The following is an 18,259-nucleotide window of genomic DNA, read 5'->3' as shown; positions in this document are numbered from 1 at the left end:
TTCCTCCTCTGCTTACTAGCAAGTACACTCTAGCAAGCAAGGTACATTAGTAACGCCATATTCATATAAGTCCAGCTACCAGCGGCTAAGCCCAGGGGTAATTCCCAGCCACTCCAGCGCGTTGGAACCCAGCATCCGGGCCTTCATTTCGTCTGGGTACGGCATCGACTCAATCAGCTGGCCGGGCTCCAACTCGCCCAAGGGAAACGGATAGTCGGTGCCCAGCACGATCTTATCGGCCCCGAGCGTCTTTACCAGGTAGTCCAGCATCAGCGGGTCGTGCACCAGCGAGTCGACCCAGAACTTGCCCAGGTACTCGCGCGGGTTCACGGGATTGTCGACGGCACACAGGTCAGGGCGCACGTGGAAGCCATGCTCGATGCGGCCGATGGTGCTGGCAAACGAGCCGCCGCCGTGGGCGACAGCCACGCGCAGCTTGGGCAGGCGCTCCAGCACGCCACCAAAAATCAGGGAGCAGAGCGCCAGGGTGCTTTCGGCGGGCATGCCCACCAGCCAGGGCAGCCAGTATTTAGGCATTTTTTGCTGGGCCATCATGTCCCAGGGGTGCACAAAGACGGCCGCGCCCAGCTCTTCGGCGGCCGCAAATACCTCGAACAGCTCGGGCGCATCCAGGTTCCAGTCGTTCACGTGGGAGCCAATCTGCACGCCAGCCAGGCCCAGCTCTTTCACGCAGCGCTCCAGCTCCTTGATAGCCAGGTCGGGGGCCTGCATCGGAATGGTGCCCAGGCCCATGAAGCGCGTGGGGTAACGGGCTACCACGCCGGCAATGTGGTCGTTGAGCAGGCGGCTCAGGTCCAGCGCATCCAGGGGTTTGGCCCAGTAGCTGAACATGACGGGCACGGTGCTGAGCACCTGCACGTCGACGCCGAACTGGTCGTACTCGCGCATGCGCACCTCGGGGTCCCAGCAGTTGTCCTGAATTTCGCGGAAGAACTTGTCGTCCTGCATCATGCGGGCACAGCAGGGCTTGTGGTGTTCGAGCCGGATAAAGCCGCCGTAGCCGTACCGCTCACGCAGGTCGGGCCACTTCTCGGGCAGAATATGGGTGTGAATATCGATTTTGAGCACGGGTGGAATGCTGCCGACAGTCACGTCGGGATTCTGGGTGGTTGGGTAAGCCGGAAAAGCCGTGGGTTAGTCGGCCTTGACGGGAGCGGGGGGCGCCATCACGGTGCCGCAGTTCGAGCAGGTGCGCTTTTCCTCCGACGCCCAGAAGCGGTTCATGATGGGCGGCAGCTGCTGCACGATGTCGGTAATTTCGGCAAATTCCTCGTAGAGCTTGGTGCCGCAGTTTTCGCAGTACCACTGAAAGCCGTCCAGCTCGCCGGCCGTGCGGTAGCGCTCCAGCACGAGGCCCACGGTGCCGGCCGGACGCCGGGGCGAGTGGGGCACGCCGCCGGGCAGCAGAAACATTTCCCCGGCCTTGATTTCAATGTCCACCGGCTTGCCATCCTCGATGATCTTGACCACGATGTCGCCCTCAATCTGTAGGAACAGCTCCTCGCCCTCGTCGTAGTGGTAGTCTTTGCGGGCATTGGGCCCACCCACGACCATCACGATAAAGTCCTTGTTGTCTTTGAACACCTGCTGGTTTCCCACTGGTGGCTTGAGCAGGTGGCGGTGTTCGTCAATCCACTTCTGGAAGTTGAAAGGGCGGGAAACGGGCATAGGAATTTAGGGTGTGAGGGTAAGCAGGTATGAGAGTAGAAAGGCGTAGTTCGGGAGAAGTATGCGCGGCTCCGCATCAATGGAGTACCCAACTCATACTCCCATACCTGCCTACCCTCACACCCTCGTTATTTTGCCCAACTTACGCAAAACCGCGTAACTGTGCCCGGCAGACCGTTGCCAGCCGTATTTTCCTACTTTTAGCGCATGAATCTCGACCTTACTTCCCACCGCGCCCTCGTGGGCGGCAGCACCCAGGGCATCGGCCGCGCCGTGGCCGAGGAGCTGGCCCAGTTGGGCGCCACCGTAACTTTGCTGGCCCGCAACGAAGCTACCCTGCAACAGGCTGTGGCCGAACTGCCTCGCCCCCAGGACCAGGCGCACGACTACATCGTGGCCGACTTCAGCGACCCGGACACCCTGGCGGCCCGCCTTCATGAGTATCTGGCGGCGCATCCCGAGGGGTTTCATACCCTAGTTAATAATACCGGCGGACCAGCCGGGGGCCCGATTCTGGCCGCGCCGGTAGCCGCGTTCCGAGCTGCTTTCGAGCAGCACCTAGTGTGCAACCACCTGCTGGCCCAGGCCGTAGTGCCGGGCATGCAGGCCCGCAGCTACGGCCGCATCATCAACATCATCAGCACCTCCGTGAAGCAGCCGCTGGCGGGCCTGGGCGTGTCGAACACGATTCGGGCGGCAGTAGCCAACTGGGCCAAAACGCTGGCCAACGAGCTGGGCGGCGCCGGCATTACGGTGAACAATGTGCTGCCCGGCGCCACCGTCACCCAGCGCCACACCTCATTGATTGAGAAAAAAGTGGAGCAAACCGGCCAGACGACCGCAGAAATTGAGGCAGCCATGCTGCGCACCATTCCGGCCGGACGCTTCGGGCAGGCCCAGGAAGTAGCGGCGGCCGTGGCGTTTCTGGCCTCCCCGGCGGCGGGCTACATCAATGGCATCAACGTGCCGGTAGACGGCGGCCGGACCGGTAATCTGTAGTGCTTCTCAGTACAGCAATAAAGCCGCGCTACGGGCTGGCCCCACAGATTTGTGAGGCTGGTCCGTAGGGCGGCTTTATTGCTGTACCAACCTGCTCCCGGACTACTGCCCCGTAATGGTTTAGCAGCAGTCAGTGAGTTGCTATTCGGCGTTGGTAATACGCAGGTCGTCCAGGTACACGGGCTTGCCGGCGCCGTTAGCCCACATATACACTCCCAGAATCTGGTCGGAGGATACGTTTTCGGGCAGAATCAAATCTGTTTTCAACTCCGTCCACTGGCCCGGCTTGCTGCCTTCTGCCAGCGCCAGACCTTTCCAGAACACTTTCTCATCGCCCACGGGCTTGGTAATCTGAACCACCAGTTGCACGGGCGTATTGGGCTCATCGATCCTCACCCAAGCCTCCAGGTGCAGCTTGCGGGGCTTGGCCGCAATCAGCTGGCCCAGCGGCGAGCTGAACGCTATGCCGTACTCTTTGCCGCCTCCTACCGTGATGGAGTAGCGGCCACTATGCGCCGCCTTATCGCTCAGCCCGCCGGAGTAGTTGTTCACCCAGCCCTGGAAATTATCGAAGTTAGTGTTGATCAGCGTTTTTTCATCGGCTTCCGCTGACTTGTCGGAGCCGCCGCAGCTAGCCATCATCAGGCCGCCCAAGAGCAATAGGGAAGAAGCAGTAAGAGTACGCATGTGTGTAAGAGGATTAAAAAAGTGCAAAACGTATGTGTAGGATCTACCAAGTCGACAGCGGCTCGCGCGGGGCCAGCAAGACGCGCGTCCGTTCTTCGCTAACCTGCTTGAAAGGCGCGAAGAACGCCGGATTGACGGCCTGGAGCTTCTGGTACAAGCCGCGCTGGATTACCAGATACCGCAGCCGGTAGTTAGCCATGACCTGATGAGCGTATTCGCCCGTGATATGGTCGGCACTGTCGCTCACCGACAGACCAATGCGCTGGAAGTGGGTCAGGGCCAGGTTAGGCGAGTTTTCCCGTCCGAGCACCATGATGCGGTCCTTTTCGGACACTCCGGACCGGCTCAGCCAGGCGGCTCCGTCGACGGCCCACTCCGAGCGGAAGTTTAGCCCCACGCTGGTGCTCATGCGCTTACGGTAGTGAGTGAAGCCATTATACACCAGCACGACGGCCAGCACGACACTGGCAGCCTGCAGCCACCAGCGGTTGCCCAGCAGGCGCTGCATAGCCAGCACGCCGCCCAGCACCACCAGCACAAACAAGGGCAGCACCGGCGCGATGCTGTAGTAGTCATGGGTGGCAAACTGGGTTCCCATCAGCAGGTAGTAGGGAAAAATGCCTACTGTTGCTACCAGCAGTACAGCCACGTAGGTGGCAAATTGCGGTACCTGCCGCCAGCGCAGCACCCCATAAATCACCAGCACTGCCAGGCTGAAATACAGCAGCCGATACGCCGAAACAGTCAGGTATTCGGGTATTACATACTGCTCGATGGCCCGGATAACCATGTCACTTTCCTCCTTGTCCTTCATGGGCAGCACGGTAGACAGGAAAATCCAGGAAGTATAGTTCTCGTTGAGCCAGCGCATGTAGAAGATCCAGCCGCCCACGGCTGAAAAGCCGACGACCATCATCACCAGAAACACTACTTTTTCCCGCACCGAGAGAAAGAAAGGCCGCACGTAGGATACAATCAGCAGCACCAGGCAAATCGAGCCCAGGTAAAGCACAATCGACAGCTTGACCAGGCTGCCCAGCGTGGCCAGGCCAAACCCGACGACGAAATAGGCCAGGCGCCGCTCCCGGTAGAAAAAGCGGTGCAGGTAATAAAACGACACGCAGAGCAACGACACCCCAAACGGGTCGGGCAGGTAGTTGCCGGAGTAGTAGATATACAAGGGGGCTGACAGCAGAAAGGCCCCGGGTACCAGCGCAATTGACACGTTGCGGGTAACCTCGAACACCAGCCGGAACAAGTAGGTGCAGGCCACGGTCAGCATGAGCATATCCAGCACGCGGAAAGCTTCGCTGATGTGTGCCCGCCCGACCACCAGCCCCAGCAAGGCAGCTATGTAGGCCTGAAACGGAAACTCAGCGCCGACTACGCCATCAATGGGGTGCAGGGAAAACGTGCGGGGCAGGAAGAAATTGAAGCCCCGGTCGTAGTACCCGTAGGCCAGCGACAACCGGTCGGACTGGGCCCATTCGTGGATGCCGCGGGGAAACCAGTGCAGATACGGGCCAAAGAACCAGGCCACCAACAGGCCAAACACCACGAAGGCTAACCAGGAGTAGGTTTTCTCTCTAGCTGATTCGGGTATTAGTGTTGACCAGGCAGACTGAAGGGACATATACTGTTAATTCTAAAATAAAGGGTCCGCCGCAACCGGCAGCCCGGGTTGCTACCAGCTGCTGGGGCCAGTAGCCCGAAACACAGCAACCAGCCTGCTAGTATTTTGGCGAAAGCCAGCCGAAGCGGAACTACTCACCGGTTCTTCAGATAAAGACCAGCGGCGCTTAGGGCTCAACGGTTAGCTCCACGTCATCGAGGTAAGAAGCGCCCGTGGCCTCGTCGCGCCATAGATACACGCGTACCTCACTGGCCGGGTCGATAACGGGCGGCAGGGTCAGTACCTGGCTGACTTCCGTCCAGTCACCTACTTTTTCGAGGCTAATCTTCTCGTAGAAAGCGTTGGTACTGGTATTATCCGGGTTGACGATCTGAAACACGAGGCTGGCCTTGCCGGGCTTGGTCAGCATGTACCACGCTTTCAGCCGCAGCTTGTTGCTACGCGTCGGGGACAGGCGGCCCAGCTTGTTCACGTAGGTCAAACCGAACTCGATGGCGGGGTCGACCTTAACCGAATAGTTGCCGGTATGCGCTTTTTCCTTGGTCAGGGAGGCATTCTCAGGCACCCATCCCTCCAGATTCTCGTAGCTGGTAGAAAGCAGAGCCTTGCCTTTGGTGTCGTCGGCCTGCTCATTTTTTTTCTGCGAGCACGCGGCCGCAAACAAGAGAAGAACCAGGCAGAAAGAAGAAGAGCGCATAAAAATCGGCAGGTGCAAAAAGCAGGTTTTCGGCAAAGATAGACTGACCAGATGATATACTAACGGTTATTATGAGGCTAATCCTGTAGTTTTGACGGCAGTAGCACCCCCAGGAGGCCCCCGGAGTTGCTGCTTTATCTTTTTAAGGCTATTGCCCAGGCTAGTTCCTTCTTACCTCTTAGCATGATTTCTTTTCGCCGCAATACACAGCACTGGCTCGGCATGGCCGGGGTTGGGCTGGCTGCTGCGGGGCTGATTGCCGCGCTTTTTTCCTTTGTGCTGGCCAACCCCGACGACTACTTTTTCTCCGCCGGTGGCGACGGGCTTCAGAGCTACTTTGTTACCACGTACTATGCTCTCTACGATTCCGGCGCCCACTTTTCCGGCATGAACTACCCGTTCGGGGACAATTTCACTTACCCGAACTTACAACCCCTCATTGCCTGGCTGATCAGCGTGCTGCAGCGCCTGGGCATTCCGGCGGCCGAGCACACGGTGGGTATCACCAACCTGGTGGCTTTGCTCAGTGTGCTGGTTACCCCCATGGTGCTGTACGCTATTCTGCGCCGCACCCGCATGTCGGTACTGTATGCCGCCGCCCTGGCGTTGATTATCGGCTTTTTGTCGCCCCAGATTCAGCGGCTCGGCGACCATATGTCGCTGAGTTACGCCTGCTTCGTCCCGATTCTGTGGTACTTTATTATCCGGATGCAGGAAGAGCCGCTGCGTCTGCGCTGGTATGGGCTGTTTGTGGTCAGTAGCCTGCTCATGGGCTTCGTGCAGCCCTATTTCCTGGCCTGCGGCTCCTTCTACCTGCTGGGCCACGTGCTGGTGCTGGCCCTGCGCCGCAACCGGTCAGTAGCTCAGCTGGGCCGCATGGTGGTGGCGGCCCTGTTGCCGCTGCTGTTGTTTCGGGCCTTCCTCTGGGCCACCGACCCCATCACCGACCGGCCCCCAAACCCCTATGGCTTTCTGACTTATATGGCTACGCCGCGGGGCGTATTCACGCCCTACCTGGAGCCACTGCGCAGCCTGTGGGTAACACTGTTTAAGACCGAGGAAATCAGCTTCGAGTCGATGTCGTACGTGGGCCTGGTTGGCACCGGTGTACTGATTATTTCTGCCCTGCTGCTGCTGGGGCGCCTCTGGCTGCGGCGCCACAAGCCCCGCCGGATGCTGGGCCGCAGCCTGCCGCAGCATTTACAAACCAGCTTGTGGGCTTCGGCCCTGCTGCTGGTATTCGCGTTTGCGGTACCCTTCATTTTTCCGGGTTTCGAAGGCTGGGTGCAGTACCTGGGGCCACTCAAGCAGTTTCGCGCTTTGGGCCGCTTCGCCTGGCCTTTTTATTACGCCCTGAGCGTTTATTCAGCTTATTACCTGTACCGGCTCCTGCGCTACCAGCGCCAGCACGGGGTACCGCTGCTGGCCCTGCCCTGGCTGCCGCTGCTGCTGGCTTTCTGGGCGGCCGAGGCCTGGATCAACATCTCCACCAAAGCCAACGCGGTGGAGCAGGGCATTGGCGCCAAAGCCTACCTGGACCCCGCTACCAGTCCCGTACAGCAGATGAGCTGGGCCGGCCGTCAGCCCTCCGATTTCCAGGCCATTATGCCCCTGCCTTATTTCAACAAGGGCAGTGACCGGATAGACCTGGATGGGTCGGGGGCTTCGGCCTACCAGGGCTATAAGATGTCGTTGGCCATGGGTTTGCCGGTGCTGTCCACCTACATTCCGCGCTCCTCCATCGAGCAGATGCTCCGGCACGTGCAGCTGCTCAGCAGCCCGCTGGTCGACAAGCCTCTGCTGCGGCAGTTCCCCTCCGACAAGCCCATTCTGCTGGTCGTTACCCCCGACAATCTTAGCCCGGAAGAGCAGCGCCTGGTCAGCATTGCCAAGCCTTTGCTCAAGACCGAGGGTGCCACGCTGTATGAGTTGCCTATTGCCGCGCTGGCCGCCACCAGCCTGGCCACGGAGCGTGCCAAAGCCGCCGCGCTGCTGCCAACGCTGCCCCAGCGGGCGGGTGGCCTCTACGCCACCACCGACCGGGGAATCGTGCACGACTCGTTCGACAAAAGCCCGGACCGCCGCGGCCGCCTAGCGCCTGGCGCCTTGTATGAGCCGATCGAAAAACAGACCATGCTCTACGAGGGCCCTCTGCCGACGCCCGCCGATACGGGCCGCTATGAAGCCAGCGTCTGGATTAATGGCAAAATGGACTACGGCTACGGCTTCCTGCAGATCAAGCAGTTCAGCGGGGGCGCGCAGGTGAGTGAGCAAATTGCCGACGGACGCTTGGCCAAGGAAATTGCCGGCGACTGGGTGCGGATGCATATCATCTTTACGCCGCAGAAAAACGTGGACCGCATCCAGGTGCTGTATGGCAGCCGCGACCTGCTGGCCGATGACCTGCTGATTCGGCCCCTGAATACAAATGTCTACTGGCTCGACGACCAAAAGAAGCCCGTGCTAAATGGCTATCAGCTCGGCCAGTAGTTTCCGTCAAATGCGACGTCGGAACGGCATCCTGCTAGTCACCTGAGCGGTCTTGCCGACCCTAAACCGCACCAGTACTTACCCACTCTCCGTTTCTGCACCCGCAACCAGCCCATCTCCTTAGCTTGGAATTGTAGCTGAATTCAAAGGGCAAAACTGACGTGATTTAGTTACTATCTTTGCTTTCCGACTCAACAATTAGCCTGTGCATCCTACCTACGAGCAAGCATATCATCAACTGGAAGAGCAGCATTGGTGGTTTGTCGCCCGGCGTGAAGCCGTGTTCAATCAAATTCAGCAGTTGAACTTGCCCCGCACCGCCCGGATTCTGGAAATCGGCTGCTCGGGCGGGCCCCTGATGCTGGCCCTGCGCGCAGCCGGCTACCAGAACCTGCACGGCATCGACGTAAGCGAAGTAGGTATCCGGGTAGCCCAGTCGCGCGGCCTGACCAACGTGGCCGTGATGGACGGGGCCAACCTGCAGTATTCGGAAGCGAGCTTCGACCTGGTTATTGCCTCCGACGTGCTGGAGCACATCGAAAACGAGCAGCAGGCGCTCAGCGAGTGGAAGCGGGTGCTGGCGCCCCAGGGGCAGCTCATCGTTTTTGTGCCCGCCTTCAACTCTCTCTGGAGCCGGCACGACGAGGTAAACTACCATTTCCGCCGCTACTCCCTGCCCGAGCTGCGCTCGGTGGTGCAGCAGTCGGGCATGGCCATCAGCCGGGCTTCGTACTGGAATTCGACCCTGTTTTTCCCGGCCGCCATCATGCGGCTGGCCCAGCGCACCCTCTCCGGCAAAAGCAAAGCGGCGACCGACAGCGGCGACCTACAGATTCTGCCCGGCTTTTTGAACGGCACCCTGCTCACGCTGCTGCGGGCCGAAAATCAGCTGTTCCGCCGCTTCAAGCTGCCCGTCGGTATCAGCGCCTTCGTGCTGGCAACCAAAAAAGCCTAAGCTCGCACTGTTCGCGGCTTTTCCTTTCCCCTACCTCGCCCCTACTCTGTGGACCTCTCCGTCATCATTCCCATCTATAACGAAGAAGCCAACATCCCGGCCCTCTACACCCGCCTCGGCGGCGTGCTCGATCCAATGGGCCTGCAGTACGAGTTTATCTTTATCAACGACGGCTCGCGCGACAAGTCCCTGGCCCTGGTACAAAACCTGGCTGCCCGCGACCCGCGCGTGCGCTACATCGATTTCAGCCGCAACTTCGGCCATCAGATTGCCGTCACGGCCGGCCTCGACCTCGCGGTAGGTCAGGCCGTGGTCATTATCGACGCCGACCTGCAGGACCCGCCCGAGCTGATTCCGCAGCTGTTCCAGAAGCTGCACGAAGGCTACGAAGTGGTGTATGCCAAGCGCCGCTCACGCCAGGGCGAAAGCGCAGCTAAGAAACTGACAGCCAAGCTTTTTTACCGCCTGCTGGCCAGCATCACCAACATTTCCATCCCGGTCGACACCGGTGACTTCCGCATTATCTCGCGCAAGGTGGTAGATGCACTGAAGATGATGCCCGAGCAGAACAAGTTTATACGGGGTCAGATTTCGTGGATTGGCTACCGCCAGACCTACATCGAATACGACCGGGCCGAGCGGGCCGGGGGCGAAACGGGCTACACCTACCGCAAGATGATCAAGCTTGCCCTGGACGGCATCACCGGCTTCTCCGACGCTCCCCTGAAGGCGGCTACCATCAGTGGCTTTATCGTGTCGGGCCTGGCTTTCGTGGTGATGGTGTACACGCTCTACGCCCGCTTTGTGAGCCACGAGTACGAGCCGGGCTGGGCCTCGCTGATGGTGAGTATTCTGTTTCTGGGCGGCGTGCAGCTGATTGCCGTGGGCATCATCGGCGAATACATTGCCCGCCTGAGCGCCAACGTGCGGCAGCGCCCCCTCTACATTATCTCCGACACGAATATTTCCCACCCGGTGGCCCAGGCTTTGCCCGCGCCGGCCGGGGTGGTGCCACCGGCGGCCTCCGCTCACTAAGCCCTACTTTCCGTCATGCTTACCCGCCTTGCTTCGGCCAGCTTTTCCCGTCGTCAGCAGCGCGCTTGGCTTGCCGGAATCATCGGTTTTTTTGCTTTGTGCTACGTGCTGCTGGCCGTAGTCAATCACTATAACTTTCGCACGTTTGCCTACGACCTGGGCATTTATAACCAGGCCATGTGGGACTATGCCCACCTGCGCTGGAATGCCAACTCGCTGATGCGCTACAACAACCTGCTGGGCGACCATTTCGTGTTGCTTCAGCTGTTGTGGTCGCCGCTCTACTGGGTGCTGGGCTCCTACACGCTGGTGGTGGTGCAGATTGTGGCCGTGCTCGTGGGTGGCTACGGCGCTTACCGCCTGCACCGGCTGCGCACCGGCGATACGCAGAATTCGGCTGCGCTGGGCTTGCTGGCGCAGTATTTCAGCATCTGGGGCATTTTCTCGGCTCTGGCCTTCGACTACCACGACAACGTGGTGGCGGCCATGCTGCTGCCCTGGCTGTTCTACTTCTTCGAGCAGGACCGGCGCTGGCCAGCCGCGGGCATGGCCCTACTCATGCTGATCAGCAAGGAGAACATGGCGCTGTGGCTGGTGTTTGTGGGCCTAGGACTAGCCTGGCTGCACTGGCGCCGCCGCGACCGGGTGGCAATGGCCCTGGCTATAGCCGCCGTGGCGGCCGTGTATTTCGTGCTCGTCATAAAAGTGGCCATTCCGACGATTGGCGAGGGCCGCGGCTTCTACTACCAGCAAAACTACGCGGCCATCGGTACCACGCCCGCGCAGGTGCTGCACACGGTATTCACCCGGCCGGGCTTCGTGCTGGGCATGCTGTTTCAGAACGCGCCGCACAGCCCCTACGGCGACTGGATAAAGGTGGAGCTGCACCTGATGGTACTGCTGTCGGGGGGCTACGCTATGCTGCGGCGGCCGGCCTACCTGCTCATGCTGGTTCCGATATATGCCCAGAAGCTGCTCTCGGCTGAAATTGCGCACTGGGGCATCAACTACCAGTATTCCATTGAGTTCGTGCCCGTGATGAGTGCCGCGCTGGGGCACCTGCTGGTGAGCCAGACGCCGCGCCAAGCCACGCGCCTGGCCTGGCTGGCAGCCTTCGTGACGCTGGCAACGACTATCGTTTCGATGGAAGTGCGCGTGTCCAAGTGGCACGACAAGAGCCTTTCGCAGTTCTATCTGCCACGGCACTACCGGCGCGGGTTCGATGTCGGGCAGGTGTATACAGGCCTGGAGCTGCTGCCCGCCGACGCGGCCATCAGTGTCTCTTCGCCGCTGGCCCCGCACCTGGCTTCCCGGCCCTACCTGTACCCGTTTCCGTACGTGGCCAACGCCAACTACATTGCCGTGCTGCGCCACGACAACCCCTACCCGATTTCGGAGGAAGAGCTGGAAACCAAGATTCGTGGCTACCAGCAGTCGGGCGAATGGCAAACGGTGTACGACCAGGCGCCGCTGGTGATTCTCAGGCGCCTGCAGCCCAAGCCCACTCCGGCCCGCCGCTACTTCGAGCGCCGCTCGACCGAGCAGGCCGTTGCTCCGTAACGCGCCTTTACCGTGCTAGCTATAAGCCAAGCTAGTTTTTAGTGGCCGGAGCCAGCAGGACGTAGCCATCCGGGAAAGTGCGCTCCACGAAATCGGGGAAGACCAGCCGCAGGTAGCGGTGGGCGGGCCCGTTGCGCCAGTCGGGGTGCACTACGAGCATAGAAGCACCAAAGTGACGCCGGAAAGCCGCCACCTGCGCCGGTAGCGGGGGCGCAAACAGCGTATCGGCGGGGGCCTGCTGCAGGGCCAGTACCGTGCGCATCACCGGGTCTTGCTCAAACTCCTGAAACCGTTCCTGCGCGATGCGCGAGAAATAGGCCGCCGGGAGCTTCTTGCGGTGGCGCGTCTGGTAGAAAAAGATTTCCGGCTGCACGATGCCCAGCTGCCGGTGCCCGTCGAGCAGCCCAACCGGCAGCGGCAGCAGCGTAGTGCCGGGCTGCCGGGCCGCGGCTTTATACACGGCGGGCAGCTCGGTGGCGGCATACACCGGCAGGGACTGAGGCCAGAACTCCAGGGCCACGCAGCCCAGCAGCAGCAAGCCCAACGACCATTGCAGCCCGCGCGACAGGCGGGGCTGCCACCAGGCTTCCAGGGCCGCAAACACGACAATGGGCAGCAGCAGGCCCACGACCATCACCCAGCGCGTGGGGCAGCGGATATTGTTGAAGAAGGGAATGAAGTGTAGAATGCTGGTAGGCAGATTCAGCAAATTCTTACCAAAAATCCGCAGCCCCGGCAGCGTCAGCAGCACGAAAAACAGCAGCACCCACGCCAGGGGTCGGCCGGCCGCGTCGAGGCGGCGGGCGGAGGCCGCTCGCCCGGGCCAAAATACCAGCAGCAAGCCCAGCAGTGGCAGCGTGTAGCCCAGGAACATAACGTTTTCGATGCTGTTGGGCGTGTTGAAAACGGCAGGATTGCTATGCAGGCGCTGGGCCCAGGCAAAGTCGAGGTAGCGGCTGGCGGCGGGCGGAGCCAGGTACCCGGCCACGTCGCCGCCCCACCAGAAGCCGCCATTGTCGGGAGGCCCGGCCAGGCGCAGCAGCCGAATGGCGAAGTGGCTGCCCGCCACACCCACTGCCAGCCACAGCCAGGTGCGGGGCCGGCGCCAGTTGATGTGCTCCAGCCGCAGCCAGAACCACAGCGCGTAGGCTAGGGAGAAATACAGCAGCCCAAATAGCACGTAGTAGTCGCTCAGCAGCGTGAGCAGGCCCAGCCCACCGCACAGGGCCACGGCCGGCCAACTTTTCACCCGCGGCCAGAGCTGGCCAGCCTCCCACTCAAAAGCCCGCAGAAACGCCAGAATGTAGAACGGCACCGTGGCCGTCAGCACCAGATTGTAGTGGCCCTGCAGGCGCAGCAGCTTGTAGGGCGAGTAGGCGAAAACCAGTCCGGCCAGCCAGCAGAGCAGCGGGTGCCGCACCCAGCGGCGGCACAGCAGGTAGGCCCCGGTGCCCGACAGCACGTAGCTGCCCAGCATAAACAGGTTGATACTCAGCAGCTCCTGCCCAATCAGCAGATTAAACAGCCCAATGATGGGCACGTAGGCGTGCATCAGCAGGGAGGCGCCTTGCGGATACAGCAGCCAGTTGGTGTAGAACGGATTGGAGCCCGCCAGCACGGCCTCGCGGAAATGCCACACGTTCCAGACGTAGATGGAAGCGTCGCCGTGGGGCATGGCCGGAAAGGCATCGGTGAAATGCGCGCCCAGGGGCCAGGTCCAGGTAAAAAACACCACCGCATACAGCACTGCCGCCAGCAGCACCCACCCCCGAAACTCAGATTTCATAAAGCAGAAAATGAGAAGCAACAACGGCGCCAGCCCGGTCGATTCACCAGCCGAACAGCCGTTAGCGCACGAAAGATGAGTCGGGCTGCGCGCCCGAGGCCCGCAGCTCCACCACCTGAAAGTCGCCGACCGTTTTGATAATTTTACCCAGGTACGGGCGTAGCTGCGGGCTGCCTACCAGCGTCGTGTCGTTGGTATACAGGTAGCGGGCCCCACGCTGGATGCAGTTGGCCAGGTAAGGCTGCTGCCCGATAAAAGGCTGAAAAAGCTGGGCGCTTTCGTTGTAGCCGAAGCCCTTTTTGTGCAGGAAGTAGAAGAACTTACAGCCTGATATGTCGGGGCCGACTACGCACAGCGCCGAGTTGGGTACGGCGCCTACCAGCTCGGCCCGGCTGGCCGCTGCAAACAGCTCGACGGGCACTTCGCGGGCGCCTCCCATCCAGCGGGGCGGCGCAATGCGGACGAAGGCCAACACGGGCTGGGCCAGCAGCAGCAACGCCAAGACCGGCCGCCACCGGGGCCTACGGGCCAGCCACCCGGCCCCGATAACCACAGGCAGCAGCAACACAGGCAGATACGGCAGCATGTAGTACTGGTGCACGCTCATTTGCCGCAGCTCAATAAGATGGTAAGCCAGCAGCGCCAGGGCCCACACCAGCACCGGGCCAAACCAGGCATTCCGGTAGTAGCGCCCGCGCCAGATGGCAAACAAGCCAATGAGCAGCAGGCCCGTGTTGCCGTAGTTGATCAGCAACTCGGGAATGTCCGAAATGATATTGTGGGTCAAGGTTTTAATTGCTACGCCCAGGTCGGTGGCGGGGCGCAGCTCCAGGCCGAAATCGGCTAGGCCAGATTCCTCAATCAAGCGCAGGGCGTAGGCGTACCAAGCCAGCGTGCAGCCCACCGTTACGAGGGCAAACAGCGCCAACGGGGCCGCGTCGCGCCGCCACGTAAGGCGGCGCTGCCACAAGTCGCGCAGGATGAGCACGGCAATGGGAAAGCCAATAACCAGGTATTGCAGCTTGGTCAGGCCCGCCAGCGTGGTCAGCAGCAGGCTCAGCCAGAAGTGCAGGCCAGCCCGCTCCCGGTACCAGCGCAGAAAGAAGTACAGCCCGGCCATGGCCGCCGACAACGCCAGAATATCGGGCAGGGCGTTGATGGAATGGTAGAACAGCTCAGGGCTCCAGCTCAGCCCCCAGGCACCCACGGCCGCCAGCCACCGGGAGCCGGTCAGCAGGCGCACCAGACCGAAGAAGGCCACCACGCCCGCCGCGAAAATCAGCCAGGTAACGACCCTGGGAATGGCTTCGTGGAAGCCCAGCATCTTGTAGCTACCGGCCACCAGCCACTCGTAGCTCGGGAACTGCATGCCCGTGACACCATCCGACTCGTTGCGCCGGTCTACGCGGGGCCGCAGCAGGTTCATGTCTTCCTCATAGAGGTTGCGGGCCACGGCCATCGTGTTGCTTTGGCGCCAGACGTGCACACTATTGGGCGGCTGGTTGAAAAACGGCAGGTGCAGCAGCAGGTTCAGGCCCAGCACCAATGGCCAGAACCAGCGTGGCACCGTGTGGCCGTCCAGGAGAGTAAATTTCATATAGCGGGCCGCCGGGCTTGGCCGGGGAAAGGCAAAAGTAGTGGTTTACTATGGCTAGATTTGTACAACGCCCATCCTGCCTTCCCGCCCATGCTTCAGCTGCAAAATTTCATCAACGGCCAGTTTGTACCACCCCAGGCCGGCCGCTACCTCGACAACGTCGAGCCCGCCACGGGCCAGGTCTACAGCCAGATTCCGGACTCCGACGAGGCCGATGTGCAGCAGGCCGTAGCCGCCGCCCAGGCTGCTTTTCCCGCCTGGCGGGCCTTGTCGGCCGAAAAGCGGGGCCGCCTGCTGGTCCGGATTTCGGAGCTGATCGAGCGGGACCTGGAGCGGCTGGCCCAGGCCGAAAGTCAGGACAACGGCAAGCCCGTGGCCCTGGCCCGTAGCGTGGATATTCCGCGGGCGGCCAGCAACTTCGCCTTTTTTGGTACCGGCATCGGCCATTTTGCTTCCGAAAGCCACTTCCAGGAAGGCCTGGCCCTCAACTACACCGTGCGGCACCCGCTGGGCGTAGTCGGCTGCATTTCGCCCTGGAACCTGCCGCTCTACCTGTTTACCTGGAAAATTGCCCCGGCCCTGGCCGCCGGCAACTGCGTGGTAGCCAAGCCCTCGGAAATTACGCCGGCCACGGCCTACTGGCTGGGTGAGCTGTGCCAGGAAGCCGGCCTGCCGCCAGGCGTGCTCAACATCGTGCACGGCACGGGCCCACGCGCCGGCCAGGCCATCGTGGAGCACCCGCTGGTGAAGGCCATCAGCTTTACGGGTGGCACCAAGACCGGTGAGCATATTGCCCGCACCGCCGCGCCCATGTTCAAGAAGCTGTCGTTGGAGCTGGGCGGCAAAAACCCCAACCTCATTTTTGCCGACTGCGACCTGGCGGCGGCTGTGAGCACCAGCATTCAGTCCAGCTTTGCCAACCAGGGTCAGATTTGCCTGTGCGGCTCCCGCATTTTCATCGAGCGGCCCATCTACGAGCAGTTCAAGCAAGCTTTTCTGGCTCGGGTGCAGGGCCTGAAAGTAGGCGACCCGCTGCTGGAAAGCTCCCGGCAAGGCGCCCTGGTCAGTGAGGCTCACCTGCTGAAAGTACTATCCTACATCGAGCTGGCGAAGGAAGAAGGCGGGCAGCTGCTGGCCGGCGGCCGGCGCGTACAGGGAGAGGGCCGCTGCGCCGAAGGCTTTTTCCTGGAGCCTACCGTATTCGAAGGCCTGGCACCCGACTGCCGCACCAACCGCGAGGAAATATTCGGCCCCGTCGTCACGCTCACACCCTTCGATACCGAGGAGGAGGCCCTGAACTGGGCCAACGGCACCGACTACGGCCTCTCGGCCACCGTCTGGACCCGCGACCTGGACCGGGCCCACCGCGTAGCTCACCAGCTGCACGCCGGCGTCGTCTGGATCAATACCTGGCTGCTGCGCGACCTGCGCACGCCGTTTGGGGGCATGAAAAACTCGGGGGTGGGGCGCGAAGGAGGCTTGGAAGCCCTGCGCTTCTTCACCGAGCCCCAGAACGTATGCATCAAGCTGTAGCATGCAGAAACAAAAAAGCCGTTCGTAGCGCTACGAACGGCTTTTCTATTTTTCTATTTCGACGACATGCCGGACTTATTGAATACGCTCCATCGTGCGCTCCAAATCGGCCAGGGTAGTTTCCTGAAACTCCAGCTGCTCGGAAGCAGCCTGCCCGGTTACGGTGCGGCGCATGGCGATAAACGGAGTGCCGTTGCGGTATTGCAGCCCGATGAGCAGCACTTTGCGGTTGCCGGGAATTCCCTGGAAGGAGTAGCCGTCTGCCTGGGGTTGGGCTTCAGCAATGGCCAGGCAGTCTTCGAATACCAGGCGGATGCTGGTCCCTGGCTCCACATCAACCGGCACCGTGAAGCCAATTGAGGAGCTGGCCGTCAGGGGCTTGTCGGCGTTCAGCCAGCCCAGGCGGCGGCAGGTATACACCCGGCGGTTCGAGCTGTTCTCGTCCGAGTCGACTTCGTCATCAGCTACGGTTTGGGCCGTAGCGGCTGGTACTGCCGAGTCGGCGGCGGGAGCTTCGGCCGAGTTGGCCAGCCCATCGTGGAAGGCAAACCGGATGGGCAGCATCATTTTCACCTTCACCAACTGCCCCCCGCTGCGGGCCGGCGTCCACTGGCCCGAGGTCTGGCGCAGTACGCGCAGCACCTCTTCGTCGCAGCCGCCCCCAATGCCGCGCACAATCTCCGGCGACTCGACGCGGCCGGCCTCATCCACCAGAAACGACGCGTACACAATACCTTCCGTGCGGCTGGCCACCGCCGTTTGGGGGTAGCGCACCAGCTTGTTGATATCAGCCGGGCCGCTGCCGTAGGAAGGCATCTGGTCGGCGGTAGCAGCGGCTTTGGGTGCCAACGGCAGCTCGGCCGACGGGCCCGCCGCTACCCAGCGCACTGGCTGCCGTCCGCGCCCACCCTGGCCGTAGAACAGCTTCAGCTCTTTCTTACGGGCCGCCGCGCCGGGCATTTCCAGCTGGAAAGCCTCGCCCGGTGCCAGCCGCAGCTGCTGACCTTTGGCCGAAGCCCGCACCAGCACAATGCCACCCGATTCGAGCAGCTCGCCCTCGGGAGTTACCGTCGAGAGGTTGGAGAGCAGCATATCGGCTACGCTGTAGCACTCCTTCAGCTCCACCCACACCGGGTTGGCGGCGGGCTGGTTGGCGCTCGTCACCAGCACGCCGGCCGGAATCCGAACCACGGTACCTTCCCGGCCGTGCACCTCGGCCGGCTGGGTGGGGTCAATCTGGAAATATTCGCTGGCTTTCAGCGTCAGGTCGTGCAGCTGGGCCTCGGAGGGCGGCAGGGCGGTAGTATCGGAGCCCGGAGCCCGGAGCACGCCGCGCCGGTACACGATGAGGGGCGCAGTACGGCTGGTGCGGCGGCCCAGCTGGTGCCAGTCGCGGCGGCCGACGGCTCCCGAAGCCGGCACTTCGGGCAGAGAATCGGCCAGAGCCGGGGCCACTTCGGCGGGCTGGGCAGCTTCCACCCGGATGGGTTTTTCACTCTGGCAACCGGCCAGAGCAGCACTTATGAACAGACTAAAAAGTAGACGGCGTTTCATTCGGAGTATGCGTGTGGAACTACCTACGCAAAAACTATCCGAAG

General features: G+C 61.6%; 14 protein-coding genes. 6 read left to right on the top strand and 8 right to left on the bottom strand.

Annotated features, from left to right (window positions below):
- Window positions 1-75 precede the first annotated feature (75 nt).
- Entirely contained in the window at window positions 76-1,113 is a 1,038-nt protein-coding gene (locus LGH70_RS20645; protein ID WP_226189642.1) for an amidohydrolase family protein, read from the bottom strand.
- A 42-nt stretch (window positions 1,114-1,155) separates the two neighbouring features.
- On the bottom strand, window positions 1,156-1,689 hold the full coding sequence (locus tag LGH70_RS20640; protein WP_226189640.1) for a 3-hydroxyanthranilate 3,4-dioxygenase: 534 nt from the start codon (window positions 1,687-1,689) through the stop codon (window positions 1,156-1,158).
- A 207-nt stretch (window positions 1,690-1,896) separates the two neighbouring features.
- Between LGH70_RS20640 and LGH70_RS20635 the strand changes: the two genes are divergently transcribed.
- Window positions 1,897-2,688, top strand: a complete 792-nt coding sequence (locus LGH70_RS20635) for an SDR family oxidoreductase (protein WP_226189638.1) — start codon at window positions 1,897-1,899, stop codon at window positions 2,686-2,688.
- A gap of 141 nt (window positions 2,689-2,829) precedes the next feature.
- Here the strand turns inward: LGH70_RS20635 and LGH70_RS20630 are convergent, their stop codons facing one another.
- From LGH70_RS20630 to LGH70_RS20620, 3 genes are all read right to left on the bottom strand, one after another.
- Window positions 2,830-3,375 (bottom strand): carbohydrate binding domain-containing protein, encoded by a 546-nt coding sequence (locus tag LGH70_RS20630; RefSeq protein WP_226189635.1) that lies wholly within the window; start codon window positions 3,373-3,375, stop codon window positions 2,830-2,832.
- A 43-nt stretch (window positions 3,376-3,418) separates the two neighbouring features.
- Window positions 3,419-5,008, bottom strand: coding sequence for an ArnT family glycosyltransferase (locus LGH70_RS20625; protein ID WP_226189633.1), 1,590 nt, complete (start codon window positions 5,006-5,008; stop codon window positions 3,419-3,421).
- A gap of 166 nt (window positions 5,009-5,174) precedes the next feature.
- A complete protein-coding gene (locus LGH70_RS20620; RefSeq protein ID WP_226189631.1) occupies window positions 5,175-5,705 on the bottom strand; it encodes a carbohydrate binding domain-containing protein in 531 nt (176 codons plus the stop codon).
- 183 nt (window positions 5,706-5,888) lie between these two features.
- Between LGH70_RS20620 and LGH70_RS20615 the strand changes: the two genes are divergently transcribed.
- The 4 genes from LGH70_RS20615 (at window position 5,889) to LGH70_RS20600 (ending at window position 11,745) form a co-directional block, all read left to right on the top strand.
- Entirely contained in the window at window positions 5,889-8,195 is a 2,307-nt protein-coding gene (locus LGH70_RS20615) for a DUF6311 domain-containing protein (protein WP_226189629.1), read from the top strand.
- Window positions 8,196-8,400: 205 nt separating this feature from the next.
- Window positions 8,401-9,150, top strand: a complete 750-nt coding sequence (locus LGH70_RS20610; RefSeq protein ID WP_226189628.1) for a class I SAM-dependent methyltransferase — start codon at window positions 8,401-8,403, stop codon at window positions 9,148-9,150.
- A 48-nt stretch (window positions 9,151-9,198) separates the two neighbouring features.
- Window positions 9,199-10,185 carry a glycosyltransferase family 2 protein gene (locus LGH70_RS20605; RefSeq protein WP_226189627.1) on the top strand — a complete coding sequence of 329 codons (987 nt, stop codon included), beginning with the start codon at window positions 9,199-9,201 and terminating at the stop codon, window positions 10,183-10,185.
- Between the two features lie 15 nt (window positions 10,186-10,200).
- Window positions 10,201-11,745, top strand: coding sequence for a DUF2079 domain-containing protein (locus LGH70_RS20600; protein ID WP_226189626.1), 1,545 nt, complete (start codon window positions 10,201-10,203; stop codon window positions 11,743-11,745).
- Between the two features lie 31 nt (window positions 11,746-11,776).
- Here the strand turns inward: LGH70_RS20600 and LGH70_RS20595 are convergent, their stop codons facing one another.
- A complete protein-coding gene (locus LGH70_RS20595; protein WP_226189625.1) occupies window positions 11,777-13,531 on the bottom strand; it encodes a DUF6311 domain-containing protein in 1,755 nt (584 codons plus the stop codon).
- Between the two features lie 61 nt (window positions 13,532-13,592).
- On the bottom strand, window positions 13,593-15,128 hold the full coding sequence (locus LGH70_RS20590; protein WP_226189624.1) for an ArnT family glycosyltransferase: 1,536 nt from the start codon (window positions 15,126-15,128) through the stop codon (window positions 13,593-13,595).
- 90 nt (window positions 15,129-15,218) lie between these two features.
- On the opposite strand from LGH70_RS20590, the gene LGH70_RS20585 reads away from it, so the two are divergent.
- Window positions 15,219-16,661, top strand: coding sequence for an aldehyde dehydrogenase (locus LGH70_RS20585; protein WP_226189623.1), 1,443 nt, complete (start codon window positions 15,219-15,221; stop codon window positions 16,659-16,661).
- A gap of 75 nt (window positions 16,662-16,736) precedes the next feature.
- Here LGH70_RS20585 and LGH70_RS20580 read toward each other — a convergent pair whose 3' ends face one another.
- Window positions 16,737-18,215, bottom strand: a complete 1,479-nt coding sequence (locus tag LGH70_RS20580) for an energy transducer TonB (protein ID WP_226189621.1) — start codon at window positions 18,213-18,215, stop codon at window positions 16,737-16,739.
- Between the last annotated feature and the right edge of the window lie 44 nt (window positions 18,216-18,259).

Origin of the sequence: Hymenobacter nitidus, assembly GCF_020447315.1 — a bacterium.
Classification (GTDB): domain Bacteria; phylum Bacteroidota; class Bacteroidia; order Cytophagales; family Hymenobacteraceae; genus Hymenobacter; species Hymenobacter nitidus.
Note: the sequence above shows the minus strand (reverse complement) of the source record. Positions and strands in the feature narration are given on the sequence as shown.